The organism is Mesobacillus sp., from assembly GCF_047739415.1.
Taxonomy (GTDB): domain Bacteria; phylum Bacillota; class Bacilli; order Bacillales; family Cytobacillaceae; genus Mesobacillus.
Genome location: NZ_JBIQOE010000262.1, coordinates 1 through 21,455, shown reverse-complemented (window position 1 = coordinate 21,455; position 21,455 = coordinate 1). Strand labels below are relative to the sequence as shown.

Annotated in this window: 25 protein-coding genes and 1 pseudogene; 18 read left to right on the top strand and 8 right to left on the bottom strand. The window is 44.0% G+C overall.

The features are described 5' to 3' along the window. Positions 1–190: 190 nt before the first annotated feature. Both ACH0QE_RS20360 and ACH0QE_RS20355 read left to right on the top strand, forming a co-directional pair. Positions 191–763: a helix-turn-helix domain-containing protein gene (locus ACH0QE_RS20360; protein WP_415802293.1), complete on the top strand. Its 573-nt coding sequence runs from the start codon at positions 191–193 to the stop codon at positions 761–763. Further along, positions 741–1,700: an alpha/beta hydrolase gene (locus ACH0QE_RS20355; protein WP_415802292.1), complete on the top strand. Its 960-nt coding sequence runs from the start codon at positions 741–743 to the stop codon at positions 1,698–1,700. Before ACH0QE_RS20360 ends, ACH0QE_RS20355 begins: the two co-directional genes overlap by 23 nt. 66 nt (positions 1,701–1,766) lie before the next feature. Here ACH0QE_RS20355 and ACH0QE_RS20350 read toward each other — a convergent pair whose 3' ends face one another. Together ACH0QE_RS20350 and ACH0QE_RS20345 are read right to left on the bottom strand one after the other, a co-directional pair. Then, positions 1,767–2,621: an amidohydrolase family protein gene (locus ACH0QE_RS20350; protein WP_415802291.1), complete on the bottom strand. Its 855-nt coding sequence runs from the start codon at positions 2,619–2,621 to the stop codon at positions 1,767–1,769. 11 nt (positions 2,622–2,632) lie between these two features. After that, positions 2,633–5,674 (bottom strand): GNAT family N-acetyltransferase, encoded by a 3,042-nt coding sequence (locus tag ACH0QE_RS20345; protein ID WP_415802290.1) that lies wholly within the window; start codon positions 5,672–5,674, stop codon positions 2,633–2,635. 242 nt (positions 5,675–5,916) lie between these two features. Between ACH0QE_RS20345 and ACH0QE_RS20340 the strand changes: the two genes are divergently transcribed. The 4 genes from ACH0QE_RS20340 to ACH0QE_RS20325 all read left to right on the top strand — a co-directional run bounded on the left by ACH0QE_RS20340 (position 5,917) and on the right by ACH0QE_RS20325 (position 9,595). Next, the gene (locus ACH0QE_RS20340; RefSeq protein WP_415802289.1) at positions 5,917–6,420 is read left to right on the top strand and encodes a methylated-DNA--[protein]-cysteine S-methyltransferase; all 504 of its coding nucleotides are present in this window, start codon (positions 5,917–5,919) and stop codon (positions 6,418–6,420) included. Positions 6,421–7,053: 633 nt separating this feature from the next. Beyond that, positions 7,054–7,554 (top strand): flavodoxin domain-containing protein, encoded by a 501-nt coding sequence (locus ACH0QE_RS20335; RefSeq protein WP_415802288.1) that lies wholly within the window; start codon positions 7,054–7,056, stop codon positions 7,552–7,554. A 99-nt stretch (positions 7,555–7,653) separates the two neighbouring features. Beyond that, positions 7,654–8,208 (top strand): undecaprenyl-diphosphatase, encoded by a 555-nt coding sequence (locus tag ACH0QE_RS20330; protein WP_415802287.1) that lies wholly within the window; start codon positions 7,654–7,656, stop codon positions 8,206–8,208. Between the two features lie 121 nt (positions 8,209–8,329). Beyond that, the gene (locus ACH0QE_RS20325) at positions 8,330–9,595 is read left to right on the top strand and encodes a hemolysin family protein (RefSeq protein WP_415802286.1); all 1,266 of its coding nucleotides are present in this window, start codon (positions 8,330–8,332) and stop codon (positions 9,593–9,595) included. Positions 9,596–9,979: 384 nt separating this feature from the next. Here ACH0QE_RS20325 and ACH0QE_RS20320 read toward each other — a convergent pair whose 3' ends face one another. The 5 genes from ACH0QE_RS20320 to ACH0QE_RS20300 form a co-directional block, all read right to left on the bottom strand. After that, complete coding sequence (locus ACH0QE_RS20320) at positions 9,980–10,114, bottom strand: hypothetical protein (protein ID WP_415802285.1); 135 nt, start codon at positions 10,112–10,114, stop codon at positions 9,980–9,982. Next, positions 10,098–11,342: a M28 family metallopeptidase gene (locus ACH0QE_RS20315; protein WP_415802284.1), complete on the bottom strand. Its 1,245-nt coding sequence runs from the start codon at positions 11,340–11,342 to the stop codon at positions 10,098–10,100. Before ACH0QE_RS20315 ends, ACH0QE_RS20320 begins: the two co-directional genes overlap by 17 nt. A 43-nt stretch (positions 11,343–11,385) precedes the next feature. Then, on the bottom strand, positions 11,386–12,249 hold the full coding sequence (locus ACH0QE_RS20310) for a permease (protein ID WP_415802283.1): 864 nt from the start codon (positions 12,247–12,249) through the stop codon (positions 11,386–11,388). 26 nt (positions 12,250–12,275) lie between these two features. Beyond that, entirely contained in the window at positions 12,276–12,446 is a 171-nt protein-coding gene (locus ACH0QE_RS20305) for a hypothetical protein (protein ID WP_415802282.1), read from the bottom strand. A gap of 74 nt (positions 12,447–12,520) precedes the next feature. After that, positions 12,521–12,832: an ArsR/SmtB family transcription factor gene (locus tag ACH0QE_RS20300; RefSeq protein ID WP_214905434.1), complete on the bottom strand. Its 312-nt coding sequence runs from the start codon at positions 12,830–12,832 to the stop codon at positions 12,521–12,523. A gap of 290 nt (positions 12,833–13,122) precedes the next feature. Between ACH0QE_RS20300 and ACH0QE_RS20295 the strand changes: the two genes are divergently transcribed. The 9 genes from ACH0QE_RS20295 to ACH0QE_RS20255 all read left to right on the top strand — a co-directional run bounded on the left by ACH0QE_RS20295 (position 13,123) and on the right by ACH0QE_RS20255 (position 19,097). Then, the gene (locus ACH0QE_RS20295; RefSeq protein WP_415802281.1) at positions 13,123–13,467 is read left to right on the top strand and encodes an ArsR/SmtB family transcription factor; all 345 of its coding nucleotides are present in this window, start codon (positions 13,123–13,125) and stop codon (positions 13,465–13,467) included. Positions 13,468–13,482: 15 nt separating this feature from the next. Further along, positions 13,483–14,778 carry an arsenic transporter gene (locus ACH0QE_RS20290; protein ID WP_415802280.1) on the top strand — a complete coding sequence of 432 codons (1,296 nt, stop codon included), beginning with the start codon at positions 13,483–13,485 and terminating at the stop codon, positions 14,776–14,778. 21 nt (positions 14,779–14,799) lie between these two features. Continuing rightward, on the top strand, positions 14,800–15,219 hold the full coding sequence (gene arsC, locus ACH0QE_RS20285; protein WP_415802279.1) for an arsenate reductase (thioredoxin): 420 nt from the start codon (positions 14,800–14,802) through the stop codon (positions 15,217–15,219). A gap of 101 nt (positions 15,220–15,320) precedes the next feature. After that, positions 15,321–15,668 (top strand): arsenite efflux transporter metallochaperone ArsD, encoded by a 348-nt coding sequence (gene arsD, locus ACH0QE_RS20280; RefSeq protein WP_415802278.1) that lies wholly within the window; start codon positions 15,321–15,323, stop codon positions 15,666–15,668. A gap of 14 nt (positions 15,669–15,682) precedes the next feature. Continuing rightward, entirely contained in the window at positions 15,683–17,455 is a 1,773-nt protein-coding gene (arsA, locus tag ACH0QE_RS20275) for an arsenical pump-driving ATPase (RefSeq protein WP_415802277.1), read from the top strand. Between the two features lie 15 nt (positions 17,456–17,470). Continuing rightward, positions 17,471–17,893, top strand: coding sequence for a protein-tyrosine phosphatase family protein (locus ACH0QE_RS20270; protein ID WP_415802276.1), 423 nt, complete (start codon positions 17,471–17,473; stop codon positions 17,891–17,893). Between the two features lie 164 nt (positions 17,894–18,057). Further along, positions 18,058–18,189: a hypothetical protein gene (locus tag ACH0QE_RS20265; RefSeq protein ID WP_415802275.1), complete on the top strand. Its 132-nt coding sequence runs from the start codon at positions 18,058–18,060 to the stop codon at positions 18,187–18,189. Between the two features lie 103 nt (positions 18,190–18,292). Then, on the top strand, positions 18,293–18,643 hold the full coding sequence (locus tag ACH0QE_RS20260) for a MerR family transcriptional regulator (protein WP_415802274.1): 351 nt from the start codon (positions 18,293–18,295) through the stop codon (positions 18,641–18,643). Continuing rightward, the gene (locus ACH0QE_RS20255; RefSeq protein WP_415802273.1) at positions 18,636–19,097 is read left to right on the top strand and encodes an SRPBCC family protein; all 462 of its coding nucleotides are present in this window, start codon (positions 18,636–18,638) and stop codon (positions 19,095–19,097) included. Before ACH0QE_RS20260 ends, ACH0QE_RS20255 begins: the two co-directional genes overlap by 8 nt. A 37-nt stretch (positions 19,098–19,134) precedes the next feature. Here ACH0QE_RS20255 and ACH0QE_RS20250 read toward each other — a convergent pair whose 3' ends face one another. After that, the gene (locus ACH0QE_RS20250) at positions 19,135–19,557 is read right to left on the bottom strand and encodes an Lrp/AsnC family transcriptional regulator (protein WP_415802272.1); all 423 of its coding nucleotides are present in this window, start codon (positions 19,555–19,557) and stop codon (positions 19,135–19,137) included. Positions 19,558–19,799: 242 nt separating this feature from the next. Between ACH0QE_RS20250 and ACH0QE_RS20245 the strand changes: the two genes are divergently transcribed. From ACH0QE_RS20245 to ACH0QE_RS20235, 3 genes and pseudogenes are all read left to right on the top strand, one after another. After that, positions 19,800–20,018: an isochorismatase family protein gene (locus ACH0QE_RS20245; protein WP_415802271.1), complete on the top strand. Its 219-nt coding sequence runs from the start codon at positions 19,800–19,802 to the stop codon at positions 20,016–20,018. Between the two features lie 31 nt (positions 20,019–20,049). Next, positions 20,050–21,203, top strand: a pseudogene (locus ACH0QE_RS20240) (IS3 family transposase). A 48-nt stretch (positions 21,204–21,251) separates the two neighbouring features. After that, on the top strand, positions 21,252–21,455 hold a 204-nt coding region (locus ACH0QE_RS20235), incomplete at its 3' end, for a transposase (protein ID WP_415802270.1).

The following is a 21,455-nucleotide window of genomic DNA, read 5'->3' as shown; positions in this document are numbered from 1 at the left end:
ACTCCTGCTGGAAGAAGGGATCCAGCGGGAGTTTTTTGTGACGGACAGAAAAAAGGTGTGAAGTGAAGTTTCAATTATCAGATCAAAAGATAAATTTTACCAATATGTATTGACATTATTTTCAAACGAGATTATATTATCATTATTGATAATGATAATAATCGAAACTAATATACAGCAGGTGATTACGATGAAGGAAACGAAAGCAGATTTGATTTTACATCCAGTACGTATGAAGGTTCTTCAAACGTTAGCCAGCGGGAGGAGGAAGACGGTCCAGCAGATTGCGGAGAAGCTGCCGGAGGTTCCACAGGCGACTTTGTATCGCCATTTGAAAAAATTGCTTGATGCCAGAGTCATTGAGGTGGTTGAAGAAAATCAGGTTCGCGGAACAATTGAAAAAGTCTATGCTCTGCCGAAAAATAATGAAGTTCTCTCAAGGGAAGAGGTGCTCAAAGCGGGGCCGGAGGAGCATCTTGAATATTTCATGAAGTTCCTTGCCAGTGTATTGATGGATTTTGAAGCCTATATTCGCCAGCCCAACTATGATTTTCAAAAAGACATGGCAAGCTTTAGACAGGCAACTTTATATGCCAGCGATGAGGAATATAGTGAATTTATCAGGAAGTACGTAGAGTTGATTACACCGCTGCTCCAAAATGAAGAAGCACCGAACAGGAAGAAACGGACACTAACCAATATATTAACGACCCATAACACAATTGAAGAGGGGAATAAGGATGATGAACGCCCAGATGGTTAAAGAGGAAATTTCTTTTAAAAGTAACGTGAATTTGAATGGGACATTATTGATTCCGGATCAAGGCAAGGAAACCTATCCGGCAATGGTGTTCCTGCCGGGATCTGGTCAGTTGAACCGTGACGGCAGCACGCCTAATGGAAAATTTAAATTCAATCTTTACAAGGATTTGGCTGAGTTGTGTACATCACTCGGATTTGTAACATTCCGTTACGATAAGAGAGGTATCGGTGAAAGCGAAGGGGATTTTCATTCAGCCGGGCTTTCTGATGCGTTGAAAGATGGGGAAGCTGCGCTTGATAAGCTGGCAGCTCATCCGAAGGTAGACGAGAGCAAACTAATCATTATTGGCCACAGCGAAGGCTGCATGGTCGGTACTGCCCTGAACGCAATTAGGCCGGCAGCCGGATTGGTCCTTCTTTCAGGTGGCGGTGAAACGCTTAAGGAAGCGCTTGATCATCAAAGACAGCTGCTTTACAAAGAGATGAGAGAAAAGACGGGAATCCAGGGGTTCATCATCAACAAATTCAACACTCTCGATAAAGCCGAAAAACAAGCCCAGGGTACCTACAAGAAAATGGTCGATTCCGATAAAGATGTAACGAAAACACTAGGCTTCATCAAAATGCCCGCGAAATATTTCAGGGAGCATTTTGCGCTGAATATAGAAGAGGCATTGGCGAAGGTGACATGTCCGGTGCTGGCAATCAATGGCACAAAGGATTTCCAGGCCAACCCTGAAAAGCTGAAGCGCCTTGAACAGTTTGTGCAGGGAGAATATGAGATCCATGTCATCGAAAACATGGACCATGGCTTAAAGGAACAACTTACGCCGATGAAGCCATCATCATACAAAAAGGATTACTTAAAAACAATCGGCAAACCAATTCATCCTGAGGCAGCTAAGCATCTGACTTCCTGGCTTCAGAGATACCTTTAAACGTTCAGAAGTCCCATTACCATAGTGATAATGGGACTTCTTCTTGTTCTTCTAATCATCTCGTCCTTACTCCAAATACGGCTTGATCTTCGGAAACACCTTCAGGGCAGTATTGTAAAATACATCCTCATGGTGCTCGGGCGGAATCAGGTCCTTGATGAACTCGATATACGGACCGACCGGGATCAAAGGCCAGTCTGTGCCGAACAGCAGCTTGTCGTAGGAATCCGCAAATTCAAGCGCATGGCGCAGGTGGTCAAGAAAACGTCCCTGGCTGCGTTTATCCAGTTCTTCCTTTGTGCCAACGATCAGTCCTGATAGATCAGCAAATACATTCGGATTTTTATAGATGATTTCCGCTCCGGTCAATGTCCATGGATCCCCGAAGTGTGCCATCATGAAGTTCACATCGCGGTGGTTGACCGCGACCTCGTCAATTGCCATCGGATGGGAATATTTCAAATAGCCGCGTTCCGAATAGGTGTCCCCGGTATGGAAAACGACAGGAAGCTGATATTTCGCTGCCAGCTTATAGACCGGTTCGTACACTTCGTCATACGCATAAAAAGGATAGTAGCCAAGATAGATTTTGATTCCGACTGTCTTCGGATTGTGCAGTTCTTTTTCAAGCCGGGCAAGGGCTTCCTCACCGAGGTCATATGGGTTGACGCCGACGCAGCAAAAAATGTTGGCCGGAAGTTCGGCTGCCATATCGAGTCCCATCGGCGTCCGGGCTTCATAATCCGGGAACCCCATTTTATCGGTTTCCGTCAGGCCCATGCCGATTCCGAGCACCACATTGGCCTCCTTGAATTCCTTTAGGATGCCAGCTGTGGAATAGTCGACGAATGACAGCTTCTCGGCCGTTTCATAAAAGGATTTGATGTTTGATAGATGAATATGGGCATCGATGATTTTCATGTTTTCTCCTTTTAAAATTGAACTCTTCTAAGTTTTTTCAGCAAATCGCCAGTCAGCCTGCGTTCATCAAACAGCAGGAACAGGGGAGCGCTTTTTTCAAAGTCGCCTTTGTGCCTTGAGACAAGCTGCAAAACTTCTTTATTAGTATACGCGTCAGTTGGATAGGCATCGTTGTTCGGAATCACGTAAAACTTATCATCACAGCTGTTGGAGGTGAAATACGAATCTCCATCCAGGAGCAAAGGAATTTCCTCGCTGCCTGCGTGATAAGCATGCCCTTGTTGGCTGTCACTAACTGAAATCCGCACATCGGTCAGTTGGTTTCCACCAATGAACATGTCTGTGATCCAAACTTCATCAGCAAGGTTTTTCCCGCCAGCATCCTTCACTTCCGCAAAAGAGGCGACAACCGGCACGCCAGGAAGCGTCAAATAATATTGCACATACTGGACGTCCTTCCACTGCTTATGTTCCTTGAACTCAGTGGTGATCGCCAGACCGGCCCATTTATTGCCTTCACTGTCCGTCACTTCAACCACTCCGGCATGGCTGTTTTCTTTTAACAACGAGAAGGTATTAATTCCGTTAGGTACAGTCTTCATCCCGCCAGCCCATGGATTCCACCAGCTTTTCGCCGTCAGCTCTGGGTAGGAGTTGGCGAGCCATTCGTGGCCATTCACTTCCATTGAATAGATACCAGGGTAAAAGGCTGGGTCTGCTTTGAGGGTGATGACGCCATTATTGATGATGAAACTTCCATCCTCCGTTCGGGCATTAACACTTCCCGATGGAGAGATTAGCAACTCTTTGAATCTAGCTTCCGTTCCGTTGCCTGCGTAAGTGGCTTCAAGAATGGACACAGGCTGTAGTGCGCCTGTTGGCACTGTCATAGAATGAGAGTTTTTCTCCATATCGGCGGTAACCGCGTGAATCTCTTTTCCAATCGTCAATGTTCCATTCAGATAGCTATTTCGATGAGTTTTTAAAGTGAAAGCCAGGTCAGTATCAGGCTTGGTCACGAGCTGATCAGCTTTGAAGCATAAATCACTTGTTGTTTCAGGCTTCTTTCGGATTTGAACTTGCTCTGCATAGGCGATGAACTCCTCAACATTCTGGAAAGCTCCTAGTGAGAGGGTGATGGTTCCTGACACAGCTTTTGCACCCGGCACCAGCTTTCCAAATTGGTCCTCGATGATGAACTGCCAGCTTTCAGGGCCGGCATTGCTGCTTTCAGACCATGCCAATCCGATTGGACCGAAATGTCCCTCGGTAAAATACCAGTTTCCCGTGATTCTCTCTGTCTCGAGCTCACCAATTTCCATGATCCGATTTTCGGAAAAATGCACCACCTCGCCGTCGAGTGGGAAGTAAACCCGCTCCATCTCATGGTAGACAGGCTGGCTGAAAGCTACATCAGGATGGACGCTCTCACCTTTATTTTCTACCTCAGCCCATGTGTGGATGATGCCGTCACCGAATAAACGATACGTCTGCGTTAAGTGCAGTCCTTCCATCTCAGCAGATTCCAGGCAGATCTTCATATCAATCCAGGAATCATTGATTTCCCATGTAACAGAGGAAGGCTTTTTCTTGGTGAACTCTTGTGAATATGGTTTTCCAAGTTTCGGTGTCATAAAGGCAAAAGGCTGATTCTTTTTATTGTTTCTAGCGCCAGACGTCAGCAGGTCACGTTTCCGGACATTGATTTGGCCAAGGCCATTGAAAATATGCCAGAAATCCTTCGATTCACCGCCGAACTTTTCCCCAAGCCCCTTGAAAGCAACCGAGATCTCCTGTTCGAAGGTCAGCTGTTGTCCATCGTTTTTTGTTGCTGTAACCGTTAGCTCAGGTTTATAAAATCCATGTTGTTTTACCGTTAAAGGAACAGACAGCGTCTTCCGCCCCCTGGCAGGAACTTCCGCGGTGAAATTTTGCCTTTCTAATACGACCTGCTCATCTTCAGGAAAGTTTAATTCAAAAACAGCGTTTTCGGTCAAGTTATTGCTAATTTCAACAATAATAGATGTTTCTTTTTCCAGGAAAGATAGATTGCCAGAGTAGCTGGCTTCTATTTTTGCTGGATTGATAGGGAAGATACCAAGCTTCAACTCGCATTCAAGCCCATTGATCCACACTGTCGCCTTAATGCTTGGATGCATCCGCCAGTTGCTCGGTTCTTCTCCTTTTTCTACAGTGAAGGAGGCAGATATAGTAGACTCATGATCTACCATTCGTTCTTCAACGAAATCATACTTAATGCGTCCATTATCCGTACCGTTTGCCTTGAAGGATAGGGGCGCGTCGCCCTTGTTCACGACCGTAATCTCGAATTCCCGTTCTTCCTCCTGGATGACTTCATGGTCTGCCAGTTTCATTTGCAGAATGAACTCATCTGTTTCAATCAAGCTGATGCCGCGGCTTGTTCGCTCGAATTGTACTCTCGCTGACGTGACTGCGCTCTGCCAGCTATATTCATAGAAAGTAAAGCCATTTTCCTTGGTTCCATCCGGCTTTACTTCTATTAATCTGGTGCTATCTTCATACCAATCCAGTTTTTCAAAGACAGGTTTTAAAAGTGGAGTATTCAGGACCTGCGGAATGAAATTCATCAAGTGGGTCGAGTCATCCCTGTCCTCCCAGAAAAAGCCGCACTTTTTATAAAGCGGAACAGCTTTCGTGTTCCCGGCCCATGTGTAAAGATCAAGCCGAGGCCAGCCAAGCTCCACCGTTTTTTCAAGCGCCTGAAGCAAGAGCTTCTTGCCGATTTTATGTCCATGATAATCCGTGCGCACGTTGAGCAGTGGGATATACAGTGATCCTGTATCCTCTTTATACTCAGACAGGCCGCAGTACCCGACGACTTCCTCTCCGTCCAGCGCCAGATAAAGCTCAATGTTATCAGAGTTAGCTTCCTTCTTTTTCACCTGCTCCTCCGTCATGACACGCGTATCGCCGCCCCAGCCGTCACGACTCAGATTCCACATTTTGGCGACTCCAGCCGCCAATCCTTCATGATATTTCTCGATTTGAATAACCTTGTTCAATTGTGCCACGTTCATTCTCCTCCCTAACTATGGGCCATCTTCCTTTTTCGTTAAAATAAGCTTCTTTTTTGAATTGTCCATGATCCTTAACCTCCTTTGATTTGATGGGAGTTTTTTCACTCCATATTCATCGTAAAGGGAAAATTTACTAGTGTAAAGAAAATTTAGAATTTAATATTTTTTCATATTGAAACGTTGGATTTCTTTTTTAGTTATAATGAGGAAAAGAAGGTAAGAAGGAGTGATGAGTGGTGGAGCAAAAAATCTATTGGGACATCCTTCGTTTTAATGGTAATGAGATTTATATATCAGCGTCGGAAAGAGGTCTATGCTATGTTGGATCGCCGGAAGAAGACTATGAAGTTATGGCTAAACGTTTTCCAACAGCTATTTTTGAAAAAAATGAAGAAATCATGAAACCATACAAGCAAGAATTGACAGATTATCTAGAAGGAAAGCTCGTACAATTTTCCCTGCCAGTCGATGTAAAAGGAACCCCATTCCAGGAAGCAATCTGGGGTGCTTTGAGGGAAATACCTTATGGAGAGACCTGTACATATTCAAATATTGCAGAAAAAATTGGCAAGCCTGCTGCGGTAAGAGCAGTCGGAACAGCCATTGGGGCTAATCCAGTCCTGATCACCGTACCCTGTCATCGCGTCATCGGAAAAAATGGAGCGATTACCGGGTACCGCGGCGGAATCGAAATGAAAAAGCATTTGTTGGAGTTGGAGAAAGCACATTGTAGAAGTTAATGTACCCGGACAGGGTATGGAATGACGATTATAGTCACAAGCGGAGCCAACATGTGCCCGAAAAAAGAGAACCCGAGATTTCGGTAACAAACAGGTCCAACTTGTGCCCGAAAAGAAAGGGGACCCGCGATTTCGGTAACAAGCGGAGCCAACATGTGCCCGAAAAGAAAGGGGACCCGCGATTTCGGTAACAAGCGGAGCCAACATGTGCCCGAAAAGGAAAGGGATTCACGATTTCGGTAACAAGCGGAGCCAACATGTGCCCGAAAAAGAAAGGGATTCACGATTTCGGTAACAAGTGGAGCCAACATGTGCCCGAAAAGGAAGGGGTACCACGATTTCGGTAACAAGCGGAGCCAACATGTGCCCGAAAAGAAAGGGGATTCAAGATTTCGGTAACAAGCGGAGCCCACATATGCCCGAAAAGGAAAGGTACTCATGCTTTCGGTAACAAGCAGGGCTAACAAAGGCTTTGTATGAAGTCATATGGGTTTTTCCTTGTTATTTAACACTCTAATTGTAAGAAAATTGCCATACATCTCTCACACTTTTTCTTTACCTAAAAGCTATAATGAACCCAAATGGACTATTGCACAGGAGCCAGGATACCAGAGAGCTGATGGGGGCGATCTAATGAAGAGTTTGATTGTTTACTGCTCAACGCATGGTACGACAGCGAAAGCGGCACATCTTTTACGAAAGCAGATTGAAGGGGAAGTCATTGCCATTAATCTGGATAAGACGAAGCTGCATTCTGATTTGGAGTTATTCGATTCGGTGATGATCGGCGGATCGATCCATGCCGGCAGCATCCAGGGTAAAATCAAGAAATTCATGAAAGAGCATGAGGACGTGCTCCAAAGGAAAAACCTCGGCCTGTTTCTATGCTGCATGAGAGAAGGGCAGGAAGCACACACTCAATTTAAAAATGCTTTCCCGCCAAATCTCAGGGAAGCGGCAATAGCAAAAGGGTTGTTTGGGGGTGAATTCATTTTTACAAAAATGAATTTCTTCGAAAAAATCATTGCGAAAAGCGTCAGCGGATCGACGGAGGAAATTTCGCATCTCGACTTTGAATCGATTAATGAATTCGCTGCAACTTTTAATAGAAATAATAAATATTTACCTGTCTAGAAATCGGGGGCGGCTTTGGCCTTCGATTTTTTTACTTTGCTCCGCGAAAATTAATGTATAATCATATTAATTTGTTAAGGGGAGAGTGTTTTAAAAGATATGAATATTGAACTTTTCAGGATCATCAATGACGCAGGAAAGGAATTTGAGGTTTTGAATCCGGTCATGGTCTTTATTGCTAACAATGCAATTTACCTTTTGGCGGCGGCCGTTCTTGTATACTTGTTCAGCCGTAAGCCAGGGAACCGATTGATGGTGGTAAGCGGTCTGGCGGCGCTCATTTTAGCTGAAATCGCCGGGAAGATTGCCGGCATGTTCTATTCGAATCACCAGCCATTTGCGACACTTGCCGATGTCAATCAATTGATTGAGATGGAAGTGAACAACTCGTTTCCAAGCGATCATACAATTATTTTTTTCACGATGTCGGTTACGTTCTGGCTGTATAAAAGGAAGCATACATATTTATGGATTCTGCTCGCAGTGATCGTTGGTTTTTCACGAATATGGGCTGGGGTGCATTATCCGGCAGACATTGCTGTTGGAGCAATGCTTGGGTCAGCTTTTGCTTATCTTGGCTATGTGTTGATTGCCAAAGTGAAATATGTGAACAAGAATAATTTGGCAGGCAAGGAAAATGTAAAAAATCTCTGATTATGAAACCTTGTCGCCGGGTAAACCGTACATACATAGGGATAAGCAAGAGTATTTGATTTATACCCGTCAAAACAGTAAAATATATTCTGACAAATTTTTTTTCGGAGAGTGAATTTTTTTGGAAGTTCCCATAGGTTTAGTCATTTTATTAGGCGTTTTAATTCTTTTATCTGCCTTCTTTTCATCGGCAGAAACCGCTTTTTCCAGCGTCAATAAAATCAGGCTGCGGAATTACGTGTCCGAAGGCCGAGCTGGAAGCAAGAATGCTTTGCATATTTCCGAGAATTTCGATGATGCGTTATCTACGATTCTAGTAGGAAACAACATCGTCAATATCGCTGCGGCGAGTATCTCATCAAAAGTAGCCGTCGACCTGTTCGGTGCTAGCACCGGTCTGATCGTAAGTACGTTTGGCATGACGGTTCTCATCCTGATATTCGGTGAGATTTTACCGAAGTCGATGGCCAAGGAAAATGCAGAGGAGTATTCGTTAAAAATTTCTGCCATTCTGTTGCTGCTGATTAAAATCCTGACCCCCGTCAACTTCGTTTTCAGCAAGTTGAAGGCGTCCGTATCGAGGATGTTCTCGAAGGATGGGGAAGTCCAGCCATCTGTCACTGAAGAAGAAATCAAGGTGATGGTGGACATCAGTGAAGAAGAGGGAGTCATTAATAATGAGGAAAGGGAGCTTGTGCACCGTTCCCTTGAATTTAACGATGTTCTTGTCGGTGAAGTTTTAACGCATCGAATGGATATGATTACAATCGAAGTAAACCAGTCACTCGAGGAGATCAAGCAGATTTTCATTGAAGAACGTTTTTCACGGGTTCCGGTTTATGAAGACAATATAGATAATATCATCGGATTCTTATCCGAACGTGAATTTTTTTCCGAGTTGATCCAGAATAAAGAAGTCAATGTCCGTGAGATGCTGCGCCAGCCGATGTTCGTCGTAAAGTCGATGAAAATCGCGACCCTGCTGCCTGAGCTGCAAAGGACGAAGAGCCATATGGCCATCGTCGTCGATGAATTTGGCGGAACTAGCGGCTTGATTACACTTGAAGACATTCTAGAAGAGTTAGTCGGCGAAATTTGGGATGAGCATGATGAAAAGGTCAATATCATGACGAAAATCGATGAGAGCACGTACGAGTTCGATGCCCAGTATGACCTGGATGATTTTGCCGAATTGTTCAATGTTCCGATGCCAGAGACATCGTACCATAACCTTGGCGGCTGGATTTTTGAAACCTTGGAAAGTATCCCGGTAAACGGTGATACATTTGTTTATGAAACACTGCGAATTATCGTCAAGGAAGTAGAAAACCATCGTATCCGTAAAATTAAAGTAGAAATCATGCCCGTTTTAGAGGTTGAAGAATAGAAAAGCGGAAGCCCCTTGGTCAGCCACGACAAGCGCTGGAGGGCCGACCAGTGAAGTCGCTCTTTGACTTCATTGGGCGGACCGAAGCGACTCGAGGGGCTAGGCGCTGAAGCTAGACACCAATCTAAGTGAAAAAAGCGTTTAATATTTCGAAAAAAGAAGGTGGAATCAGGCATTTCAGATGCCTGGCTCCACCTTTTTATGTTTTTAAGGAGCTATCGATGCTTTAAACTTTTTCTGGAAAAATTATCCTCTTAATGTTAGGCGTTAATCGCGCGAAGATTGCTTGCAATTGCACTGTAAAGTCAGAGAATTGCACAATAATGATGCTAATTGCACGCTAACAATGGTTAATTGCACCCTCTTCCTTTTATTGTAAAAATATTAGCAGCAAGAAGTATCGCCGCCGCAGCAAGAATCTTCTTTCTTTTCTTCATTTTCTTGTACTTCTTTGATTTCAACACCACAGCAGTCTGAATCTGATTTTTTGCCAGCAATTTTTTTAATGAAGTCCATCATGGTTATCACCTCCTTTAAGGTCTTCTGCAAGTTCGGTAATCAATTGCAAAGTTAATTCAACCCATGAGGCAAGAGCCTCAAATTGCAGCGCATCCAATTGGTCATCAGGAGTATGGATGCTAATTTTATTGTCCAATGGGAATTGGCCCAACCCTAATGCAGGTATCCCTTTCTTTCGAAAAGCAACGGAGTCTTCACGTCCAAATTCCTTCCACTTTATTTCGATTCCTGATTTATCGAATACTTTTTTTGCCGCAATAGGAAGCCAATGGTTGGGAGCCTCGTAACCCACTCGCACCAGGGAGATGGGTGTTTCCTGTCCAATGCAGTCGATGTTGATGGCTGCGGTTATTGGTTCTGGAAACTGCTCAATGAATTGGGCGGCACCGTTCAATCCTGACTCCTCACCAGAGAAAAAAGCAATTATGATATTGAAAGGAAGCTTTGAATCTATCAATTTCCTGGCCAATTCAAGGACAGTCGTTACACCAGATACATTGTCTATGGCACCCGGATAACGAAAGCCGCCGGGATCATCGCCTAAATGGTCGTAGTGAGCAGAAACCACGATGGTGTGATCAGCTTTATAGCCTGGAAGAAAGCCAATGACATTCTGGCAAGGCAGTTCATTGTTTAATAGAGGGAGATCGATTTTAATGGTCGCACCATCCGCAGCCGAAAGTTTGTCTGCGATCGACCGTCTTACTTTTAAAACAGGAATTGAAGGGTTTCTAGGACCGAAGACTGTCTTGTGAAAATACTTCGGCTCTCCATATTCAATCAAAAGCGCTTTAACTCCATTAATAACAGCATTTTCAACTGTACCCTCCAAATCGAAGTCTTCAGGTCGTTCCTGGATCAGGACAATACTGTCTTTTAGTCGGTCTTTATCAAAAGGGATTCCGTCTTTAATGACAAGCAAGTTTCCTTCCAATTTGCCGCCTGATGATACACGGTTGAATTCAGCGAAATCTGTCCGGTGCTGAAAAAACTCAGCACCAGCAGAAAGTTTGGCTTCACCAGTCAGCCGGGAAGCGAACACCGAAATTGGTACAAGGAAGCTACCAAACCCGGGGTAGGGACGGTACCCAATTTGATTCAATTGATCTGCAAGGTAATTTGCAGCATTTTTTGCACCTATTGACCCTGAGAGCCTGCCTTGCATGCTTTTTGAAGTTAGCTTTACTGCCGTTTCATATAATCCGCTTGTGGCACCAATCGTTGTCATGAGCTGCCTCCTTAAATCAATATTTTTTGATTAATAGGTCGTGCTACACGAAATAGAACACAAATCCAGAGACAGTGGACATCGTGATAACCGAAGCAATAAAGGCTATCACAAGCTGCTTTTTAAAAATCGATTTTAACAGAATGACTTCAGGCAGGCTTGCGCCGGCTGAACTAATCATCATCGCCATCACAGGACCAAGGGCCATTCCTTTTAAAATCAGCATTTGCGAAATCGGAATCATGCTGGATAGCCGGATATATAATGGAATTCCTGCTATTGCTGCGACTGGAATCAGCCACCATGCATCATGACCAAACCATCTCGTGATGATTTCAGTTGGAACAAGTCCGTGGATGACGGCGCCGATTGCAGCACCGATGATCAGGTAAGGGTAGACACTCCTCATCAGCGACCAGGTTTCGTCTAAAGCAAATCTCCAATTGAACTTTTGATTCTTTTCTTCATAGCCAGACATGATGACATTTTTGACGTACCGCTGGAATCCCAGCTTATCGAGTGTAAAGCCAATGACAATCGAGAAAACGCTTGTGATGATTGTGTATATGATTGTTACTTTCCAGCCCATCACGACACCCATGATCGTTAAAATTGTTGGGTCCAATACCGGAGAAGCGAAGAGGAAAACCATAACGATTGAAAATGGGATTTTCTTTTTCAGCATATTGACGACTACTGGAATCGTAGAGCAGGAGCAAAAGGGTGTGATAAAAGCGAACAGGATGGCCGCAAAGCTGGCAAGCACTTTATTGCGTCCTGTCAATTTCTTTTCGATTTTTTCATAAGGAATGTATCCCTGGAGCAGGCTGATCAAGAAGGATATCCCGATAAAAAGCACGGTCAATTCAAGAGCGATCCATAAAAAGCTTTTTAGAAATTCAATCATTATCCTCTACCTTCTTCCTCCATTATTTAAGCGTTAGCTGGAACTGTGCAGCATTTAGGCTGCTGTTTTTGTTTCCGGGAAAACAAGGGGAATTGCTTCGTTTCAGGCTGTTCAAAGAACTTCCATGCGTGTCTGGCTTTCCTTTCAACTTCCTGCTGCTTTAATTGTGCCATTGTTTGATAATCGTGATAAAACATGTATATCCTCTCCTTAATCAAATTATGTTGATATATTTATCAAAAAAAATTGATTAATACTTTGAAAAGTTAACCTAACAACAGTTGCTAGGTCTGAAAAGGCAGCAAAGCTCTGGAGATAATAGATGGTTGATTTCTTTGGTGTTTACTGTGTAGTAGCTCCAGGTTCCCTTCGTTTCTTTCTGAATCAGATTGGCATCAAGCAAAATCTTCAAATGATACGATAATTTTGATTGGGGCATGTCAATCAGTTCACTTAGATCACAAACGCAGCTGGAGTCTTGCTGGCATAGAAGATTGAGGATGTGCAGGCGTTTTTGGTCGGCTAGGGCTTTGAATTTCTTCTCGTATTTTTCAAAGGTACTCTGAAGCGGCGGTTCCTTAATGGCTTTGGAGTCATTGGTCAGATCTGTTAAAGGAATGAATTTTTCCACTGTCAGCTCTCCTTAATCAAAATCTCTTGATATATTGTATTATATTTCCTGTATATCCATTTTGCAACCCTTAAATCAAAAAAAATTGATTTTATTTTTTCAATACTTTCACATATTAGTTTTTGACTAAATTATGAAAGCAGAATAGGGGAATGGTTCTTTACAGAAACTTAACAATAAAATCTATTGAACATATAAGCATATTATTATATGATAATGACGTTATTGGAGGTGGAGAGTAATTGATTAAGCAAAGTATTGAGATGGATCAGGCTGCGGGAATTTTTAAGCTGCTTGGTGACAAGACCCGTTTGACGATGATGAGAATTCTTGCTGATTACGATTGCTGTGTTTGTGAGTTTGTAGCAATATTCGATGCCAGCCAGCCGGCGATTAGCCAGCATATCCGCAAGCTGAAGGACGCAGGTTTGATAAAAGAAAGCAGGAGAGGGCAGTGGGTTTTTTACTCGCTGAACCGACAATATGAGCATTTCGATTTTGTTCAATTGCTCATGGATGCACTTCCAAGCCAGGAAGAAAAATTTACAGAACTTGAAAAGCAGGGAAAACGGATTTTTTGTGATTAACGGAGGTGTGTGGATTTGTCATTACCGATTATAGCTTCATTGATTTTCCTCGTGACCCTCACATTGGTCATCTGGCAGCCTAAGGGCCTGGGGATCGGATGGTCAGCTGTGGGGGGAGCCATTCTAGCATTGATCTTCGGTGTTGTTGACTTCCAGGACGTAATTGATGTAACCGGAATCGTCTGGAATGCAACACTCGCATTTATCGCAATCATTATCATATCACTTATTTTAGATGAGATTGGATTTTTTGAATGGTCTGCCTTACATATGGCGAGGGCAGCAAAGGGTAACGGAGTCAAGATGTTTGTGTACGTGACCCTGCTTGGTGCTGCTGTTGCGGCATTGTTCGCAAACGACGGCGCCGCACTGATTTTAACGCCAATCGTTCTGGCGATGGTGCGTAACCTGAAATTTGAAGAAAAAATGGTATTTCCTTTTATCATCGCGAGTGGATTCATTGCCGATACGACTTCATTGCCGCTCGTTGTCAGCAACCTGGTGAACATAGTATCTGCTGACTTCTTTGATATTGGATTCGTCGAATATGCATCCCGCATGATCGTGCCGAACTTCTTCTCATTGGGTGCTAGTATTTTGGTCTTGTATTTATTTTTCAAAAAGAGCATTCCGAAAAATTACGAGATGTCCGATTTGAAAAAGCCCGTTAAAGCGATTAAGGATGCGAAAATGTTCCGCTTATCCTGGATTGTGTTGGGAATCCTGCTTGTTGGCTACTTTGCAAGTGAATTCCTGAACATTCCGGTATCTTTCATTGCTGGTATCGTCGCGATTTTCTTCTTGATGATGGCTAGAAGGAGCCCGGCTGTCCATACGGCTAATGTCGTAAAAGGGGCGCCATGGGCAATCGTATTCTTCTCAATTGGTATGTATGTGGTCGTTTACGGTCTGCGTAACGCTGGATTGACGAACATCCTTGCCGATGTCATCCAGGCTGCAGCTGACCAGGGCTTATTTGTCGCAACGATCGGCATGGGCTTCATTGCTGCGATTCTTTCTTCTGTCATGAACAATATGCCAACAGTCATGATTGACGCCCTGGCGATTGCGGATACTAACACAACAGGTGTTGTCCGCGAAGCACTGATTTACGCGAATGTCATCGGATCCGACCTCGGGCCAAAAATTACCCCAATCGGTTCCCTGGCAACATTGCTGTGGCTGCACGTCCTTTCACAGAAAGGTGTCAAGATTTCATGGGGCACTTATTTTAAAACCGGAATCATTTTAACCATCCCTACTCTGTTCATCACATTGGTAGGTCTATATATTTGGTTACTCATTATCTAATAACAAGGGAGCGAATCTACTATGTCTAAAAAAACAATCTACTTCTTATGTACGGGAAACTCTTGCAGAAGCCAAATGGCTGAAGGATGGGCAAAAAAATATCTGGGCGACGAGTGGGAAGTGAAGAGTGCGGGTCTTGAAGCGCACGGTTTGAATCCTAATGCTGTAAAAGCAATGAAGGAAGTGGACATCGATATTACGAACCAGACTTCAGATGTGATTGACACGCAAATCCTGAATAACGCTGACCTGGTTGTAACTCTCTGCGGTCATGCTGATGAGCATTGCCCAATGACACCTCCACACGTAAAACGCGAGCACTGGGGCTTTGACGACCCAGCTAAGGCAGAAGGAACAGAAGAAGAGAAATGGGCCGTATTCCAACGCGTGCGTGACCAAATCAGCGATCGCATCAAGACGTTTGCTGAGACTGGTAAGTAAGAAAAGAGTTGGAGCTGAACATCTAATCTAATAAATACTGATTTTATAAATGCAGCCAAGGGGAAACTCTTGGCTGTTGCTCTAAGGGAGGAGAAGAAGCGATGAAGACAATTAAAATCTTTGACCCGGCACTATGCTGTCCTACAGGCGTCTGCGGACCTAATGTGGATCCGGAATTAACAAGGGTAGCCTCCGCCATCTTTATCCTGGAGAAAAAAGGCTTTCCGATCAGCCGCTATAATCTTGCCAATGATCCAGCCGCATTTGTTGAACATAAAGAAGTGAATCAGGTATTGCATGAAAAAGGACCAGAGGCACTGCCGCTTGTAATGGTGGACGGAAAGGTCGAAAAAGTGGGCAGCTATCCTTCCAATGAAGAATTTGCGGGCTGGCTTGGCGTGGATGTCAAAGACCTGAGCCCTGAGAAACCGCGCAAAACTTTGCTTTAGGAAGGAGAATAGCCATGTTCCAAACTTTCCATCCGAAATATGTAGTCAACACGCCTTATCTCTTTTTTACCGGAAAAGGCGGAGTAGGAAAAACATCCACTGCCTGTGCAACAGCGGTTGCGCTAGCGGACACAGGTAAAAAGGTATTGATTGTCAGTACAGATCCGGCATCAAACCTGCAGGATGTATTTGATATCGAAATCGGTAATGATCCAGTTGAAGTACCATCAGTCCCGAATTTATCAGCCTGCAACATCGATCCTGAGGAATCCGCAAGGCAATACCGGGAAAAAGTGATTTCTCCTTATCGAAATGCATTGCCCGAAAGTGTCGTCGCGACGATGGAAGAGCAGCTTTCCGGTGCCTGTACGGTGGAAATCGCCGCCTTTGATGAGTTCTCCAATTTGCTCACCGACCAGGATTTGATTACTCAGTATGACTATATTTTGTTTGATACGGCTCCGACAGGACATACTCTCAGGCTCCTCCAGTTGCCGACGGCTTGGAGCAGCTTTTTAGAGGAAAGCACCCACGGCGCATCCTGTCTCGGTCCGTTATCTGGGCTTGGAGAAAAGAAGCAGATGTATACCTCGACGGTAAAAGCGTTGTCAGATCCTAACATGACGACACTGATTCTTGTTGCAAGGCCGGAACCTTCTTCAATGCTTGAAGCGGAAAGGGCCTCAGCTGAGCTGAAGGAAATTGGCATGGAAAATCAGGTTGTCATCATTAATGGTCTTTTGCATAATCACGTAGAAGAAGATCCTATTTCAAAAGCATTCTACGACCGACAGCGGAAAGCGCTGGCTGACCTGCCACAAAGGCTTAAGCAGGTCGGAATGTTCTCAGTACCTTTTGTTCCTTTTTCATTGACCGGGGGAAACAATCTTCGTAAGATGTTCAAGCCGGCGATGTATTCGGCTGAGAGAAGTGAAGTGGAATTGTTTGAAGCGAAATTGCATTCATTGCAGGAACTCATTGATGATTTTGCCGAAAAGGATATGAGAATCATTTTTACGATGGGGAAGGGCGGAGTCGGCAAGACGACGATGGCCTCGGCAATCGCTGTAGGACTGGCTGAAAAAGGCTTGAAGGTTCATTTGACGACAACCGACCCAGCCGCACATCTTGAGTATACATTCCAGCAGAAGGATGCCCACAAAAACCTAAGCATCAGTCGCCTGGATCCGAAAAAGGAAGTTCAGGCTTACAAAGAAACAGTCCTGTCTCAAAATAAGGACCAGTTAGACGAAGATGCTCTGGCTTATCTGGAGGAAGACCTGAATTCTCCATGTACCGAAGAAATTGCCGTATTCCAGGCATTTGCCAATATCGTTGAGAAATCAAAGGATGAGATTGTTGTCATTGATACAGCTCCAACAGGGCATACATTATTGCTGCTGAACTCTGCAGAGTCCTATCATAAAGAAATTTCCCGCTCGACGGGTACGGTCTCTGAAAGCGTCCAGAACTTATTGCCGAAATTGCGTAATCCTGAGGAGACAAGCGTGGTCATTGTTACCCTGCCAGAAGCCACGCCTGTTCTTGAAGCGATGCGGTTACGCGATGATTTAAAACGGGCATCGATTGAGCCAGTATGGTGGGTGATCAATCAAAGCTTATATGCGCAGCAAACGACTGATCCGATTTTACAAAGTCGGGCGGACGCTGAAAAAGTCTGGATCAAGAGAGTCAGTGAGGAGATCGCCGAGAGGACAAGTGTTGTTCCATGGCAGCCTGAAGAAAAAATTGGGTACGATAAAATGAAGGACTTGATCAATCATTGAAAGGTGGATTCATAGATGAGTGAATACCAGGAATTAATCCCAAAGCGAATTTACATTGGCGGAGCAGACGCCATTCCTGAATTGCTAAAGAAGGAAAAAATCGATGTTGTGTATGATTTGCGTGCAGAAAACGCAGAAGGCGATTATGATTATAATCGGAAGCACCAGCCAATTGTCGACAATGCTGAGAATCAGGACGAGTCTGTCAAGCAGGGGATCGATGAGGTAATCAACGCATACGAATCCGGAAAAAATGTTTATTTCCACTGCTCTGGCGGGAAGAACAGGACAGGCACCGTCGCGATTGGAACATTGCTGAAGCTTGGTGAAGCTAACAGCATCGAGGAAGCGGAAGCAAAAGCAAAGGGAATCCGTAGCATCATCAATGTGAATCCCGAAATGAAAGCGGCGCTCGGAAGATTATTCCCTGGCGCTTAGGATAGGAGGAAGTTTTCATGAAAATCACCGATCAAGCTCGTGACAGCCTAAAGCAGATGCTGCAGGAGCAAAATGCAACCGGCATCCGTGTGTTTTTTGCCGGTATCAGTTGAGGTAGCCCCAAATTAGGCCTGGCTCTGGATGAGCCGGAATCAGATGATGAAGTGATTGAATCAAATGGAATCAGGGTAGCAATCGACCCATCGATTGAAATCGAAGCAAAGGAATCAACGCTCGATTTTGACGAGCAGGCAAAAGGGTTCGTTTTATCTGGGAATGAGCGAGATTGCTGTTAGAAGACAGAGCCGGTGTATGAAAATCATGCACCGGCTTTTTTCATAAAATATTTGACCCTGTAGTGCACTACATAGTTTAAGATGTTTCTATAAGGGGGCCGAAATGTACAAGGTTAGCGAATTTTCCAAAATGACGGGGCTCAGCAAGGAGACGCTCAGGTATTATGCCGAGATCAAGCTGCTCGAGCCTGTATTCATCGACCCGCATAATAAGTACCGCTATTATGACAACGGATCCTATTTGGTTGCGCGATTATTGGTGCACTTAAGGCGGTTTAATTTTACCATCCAGGAAATGCTGACCGTCGTGAACGATGAATCGTTTGAAAACCTGGAACAAATCATATTGAAAAAGAGACAGGGCCTCGTCGATCAAGTGGAGGAACTGAATAAACTCATTGAGGAAATGGATGATTTCTTCGAATTTGGGATGGAGGATGCAGAAGATGATTAAGTGGCACGAAGAGCGTATCATTCCGGTAAATATCGAAACTATCTGGACATTATTCGAGCTGGAAAACATCCAGAGGATCATGCCGAATGTGGTAGAGAACAAGGTGATCGAAAAGAAAGAAGGAGTCGTCGGCTCGAAATACGAACAGAAATATAAAGAAGGTAAGCGGATCGAAACGTATATCGTTGAAGACCTCGAGTACGAAAACATTCCGGATAAAAAACACAATAAAATCGGATTCACACTAGCTAAAGCATTTCAGGTTGAAGCAGCGTTCACGCTGGTTAAAGTCGATGAGAATGAAACCAGGTTTATCTATCAGGGCCAGAATACTGGCCTAAATTTTCTGGGCAAGACTTTGCTGAAGTTAGGCGGAGAAAAGAACAACAAAAAAGTCGTCACCGATTTTATGGATAGAGTGGAAGAGGAAGCTTTGGTAGAAGCGAAGAAATAATAGTAAGGCTGCCATTGATAAGAAGGCAGCCTTACTATTAGGTAATATGTTTGAATTCGACCGGTGACGATAGATTGATTAAAGTCGATGGATGTCCATATGCCATTGATTCATCGATGAAATCTTCTAGGGTTTCCACTGAATCTGCGAGGATTTTTACTAGATAGCTATATTGCCCAGCCAAACGATGGCATTCGACGACCATTGGATGCTCGATGCAGAATTCGCGGAATTCCTTGCAGCGCTTTGAATCAAACAGGATAAAAGCCAGCACTTGCTTGTTCACTTTTTTTGGATTGAGAATAGCACGATATCCAAGAATCGTTCCATTTTCCTCCAGTCGTTTTACTCGCTCCTTAACCGCAGGGACGGATAACCCCACTCGCCTGCCAAGTTCAGTCATCGAAATCCTGCCGTCTTCCTGAAGATGGTGAAGAATACTTTTATCCACCTGGTCCATACTGACACCCCGTTCCTATTTTTAAAGGATGAAAATTCCTCGTCGTTCCTTATCTCAATACGATTATCAGCTCGTATATCAAGAAGTTAGCCTATTAAAAAACCTGATAATAGTTTTTAAGGAAAGTAGTCTGAAATGCAGTAAATTTTAAGGAAAGTGATTTGAAATAACGAAGAAACTTTATGTAAATTATATCCTTTTATCATTAAAATTACCTTATAAATGATAAGGGGTTGATGGATTTGAGATTAACGAAAAATGATCCGCTGATTGTTATTGATGTACAGAAGGCTTTTTTTAACCTGGCCTGGGGGAACAGGAACAATCTAAATGCGGAAGAAAACATTGATAAACTGATCCGGCATTGGCGGGAAATGGGGCGGCCGATTATCTTCGTGCAGCATGTCTCTGAAAATAAGAGTTCTGATGCTAGACTAAAAAGTAGACACAGATTGTTATAATAAATATATCAACTAAACGAGGTGTGTCGGTATGGCAAAAGGCAAGCGGTACGAAGAAGAATTTAAAATTGAAACAGTAAAGTACATCAACGAACACAACAAATCAGTCGCTCAGACGGCTAGAGAAGTTGGGGTGAATGAGAACACGTTACATGGCTGGATCAAAAAGTACGGCAAGCAGCCAGAAGTTAAGAGTGTGCAAACTTTCTCTTCCACTGAGGCTGAACTGAGGGCGCTTAAGAAGGAGATGAGAGACCTCCAGGAGGAAAATGATATCCTAAAAAAGGCGATGCACTACTTCGCGAAAAGCCCTCGGTAAAATATGAATTCGTTCATAAGAATCGCTCCCGATTCCGAGTGGAGAAGATGTGCAAAGTCCTGGGAGTTTCCAAAAGCGGCTACTTCAAATGGTTAAACCGTCCAAAAAGCGACAGGCAGAAACAAAACGAGAAAATAACTCAAGAGATCCTTCAGACTCATTTGGAATTCAAGCAACGGTACGGCAGCGTCAAGATAGCTAAAACTCTGAACAGACGCGGTGTAAAGGTAAGTGAGCGTACGGTTTCGCGCATCATGACCAAGAACCAATGGAAGTCCTGTACCGTCAAGAAATACAAGGCAACGACGAACTCGAAGCACCAGCATCCAGTAAGCGAAAACGTTTTGGATCGTCAATTTAAAGCAAGCAAGCCAAACCAGTTATGGGTAACGGATATCACCTATATTCCGACCAATGAGGGCTGGTTGTATTTGGCGACCGTAATGGACTTGTATTCTCGTAAAATAGTAGGCTGGGCAATGAATAAGACCATGACAAAGGAGCTGGTCCTCTCAGCGTTAAAGATGGCGTACAAGCGTCAAAAGCCAGGGAAAGGCGTCGTTCACCACTCTGACCGGGGAGTTCAATATGCCTCCTTAGAGTATCAGGCATTATTAAAAAAGTACGATATGGTAGGGAGCATGAGCCGAAAAGGGAACTGTTATGACAATGCTTGTATCGAGTCTTTTCACGGCATTCTTAAGCGTGAGCTCGTTTATCAGACCAAGTATATTTCTAGAGAAGATGCGAAGAAGTCATTGTTTGAGTACATTGAGTTTTTCTACAATTCCAAGAGGATCCATTCGACCCTGGGCTATCAAACGCCAAATGAATTTGAACAAATGAACGGAAATCCTGCGGCCTGATTTTACCTTCATAAAAAAGTTTAAACCGCTCTAAATTTAAACTTTTTTATGAAGGCCACCAAGCGAAAGCGCGGTAGAAAAATCTGTGTCTATTTTCTTGACGTAGTATCATTAGCGCTTCAAAAGATGTTCACACACTCCGCAGGTATCGCTAGCTTGTATTTTGATGATTGGTACAGTTGGGCTATTCGCTCGCAACTAGAACCTATGATTAAGCTAGCCCAATCTCTACAAAAGCACAGAGATGGCATT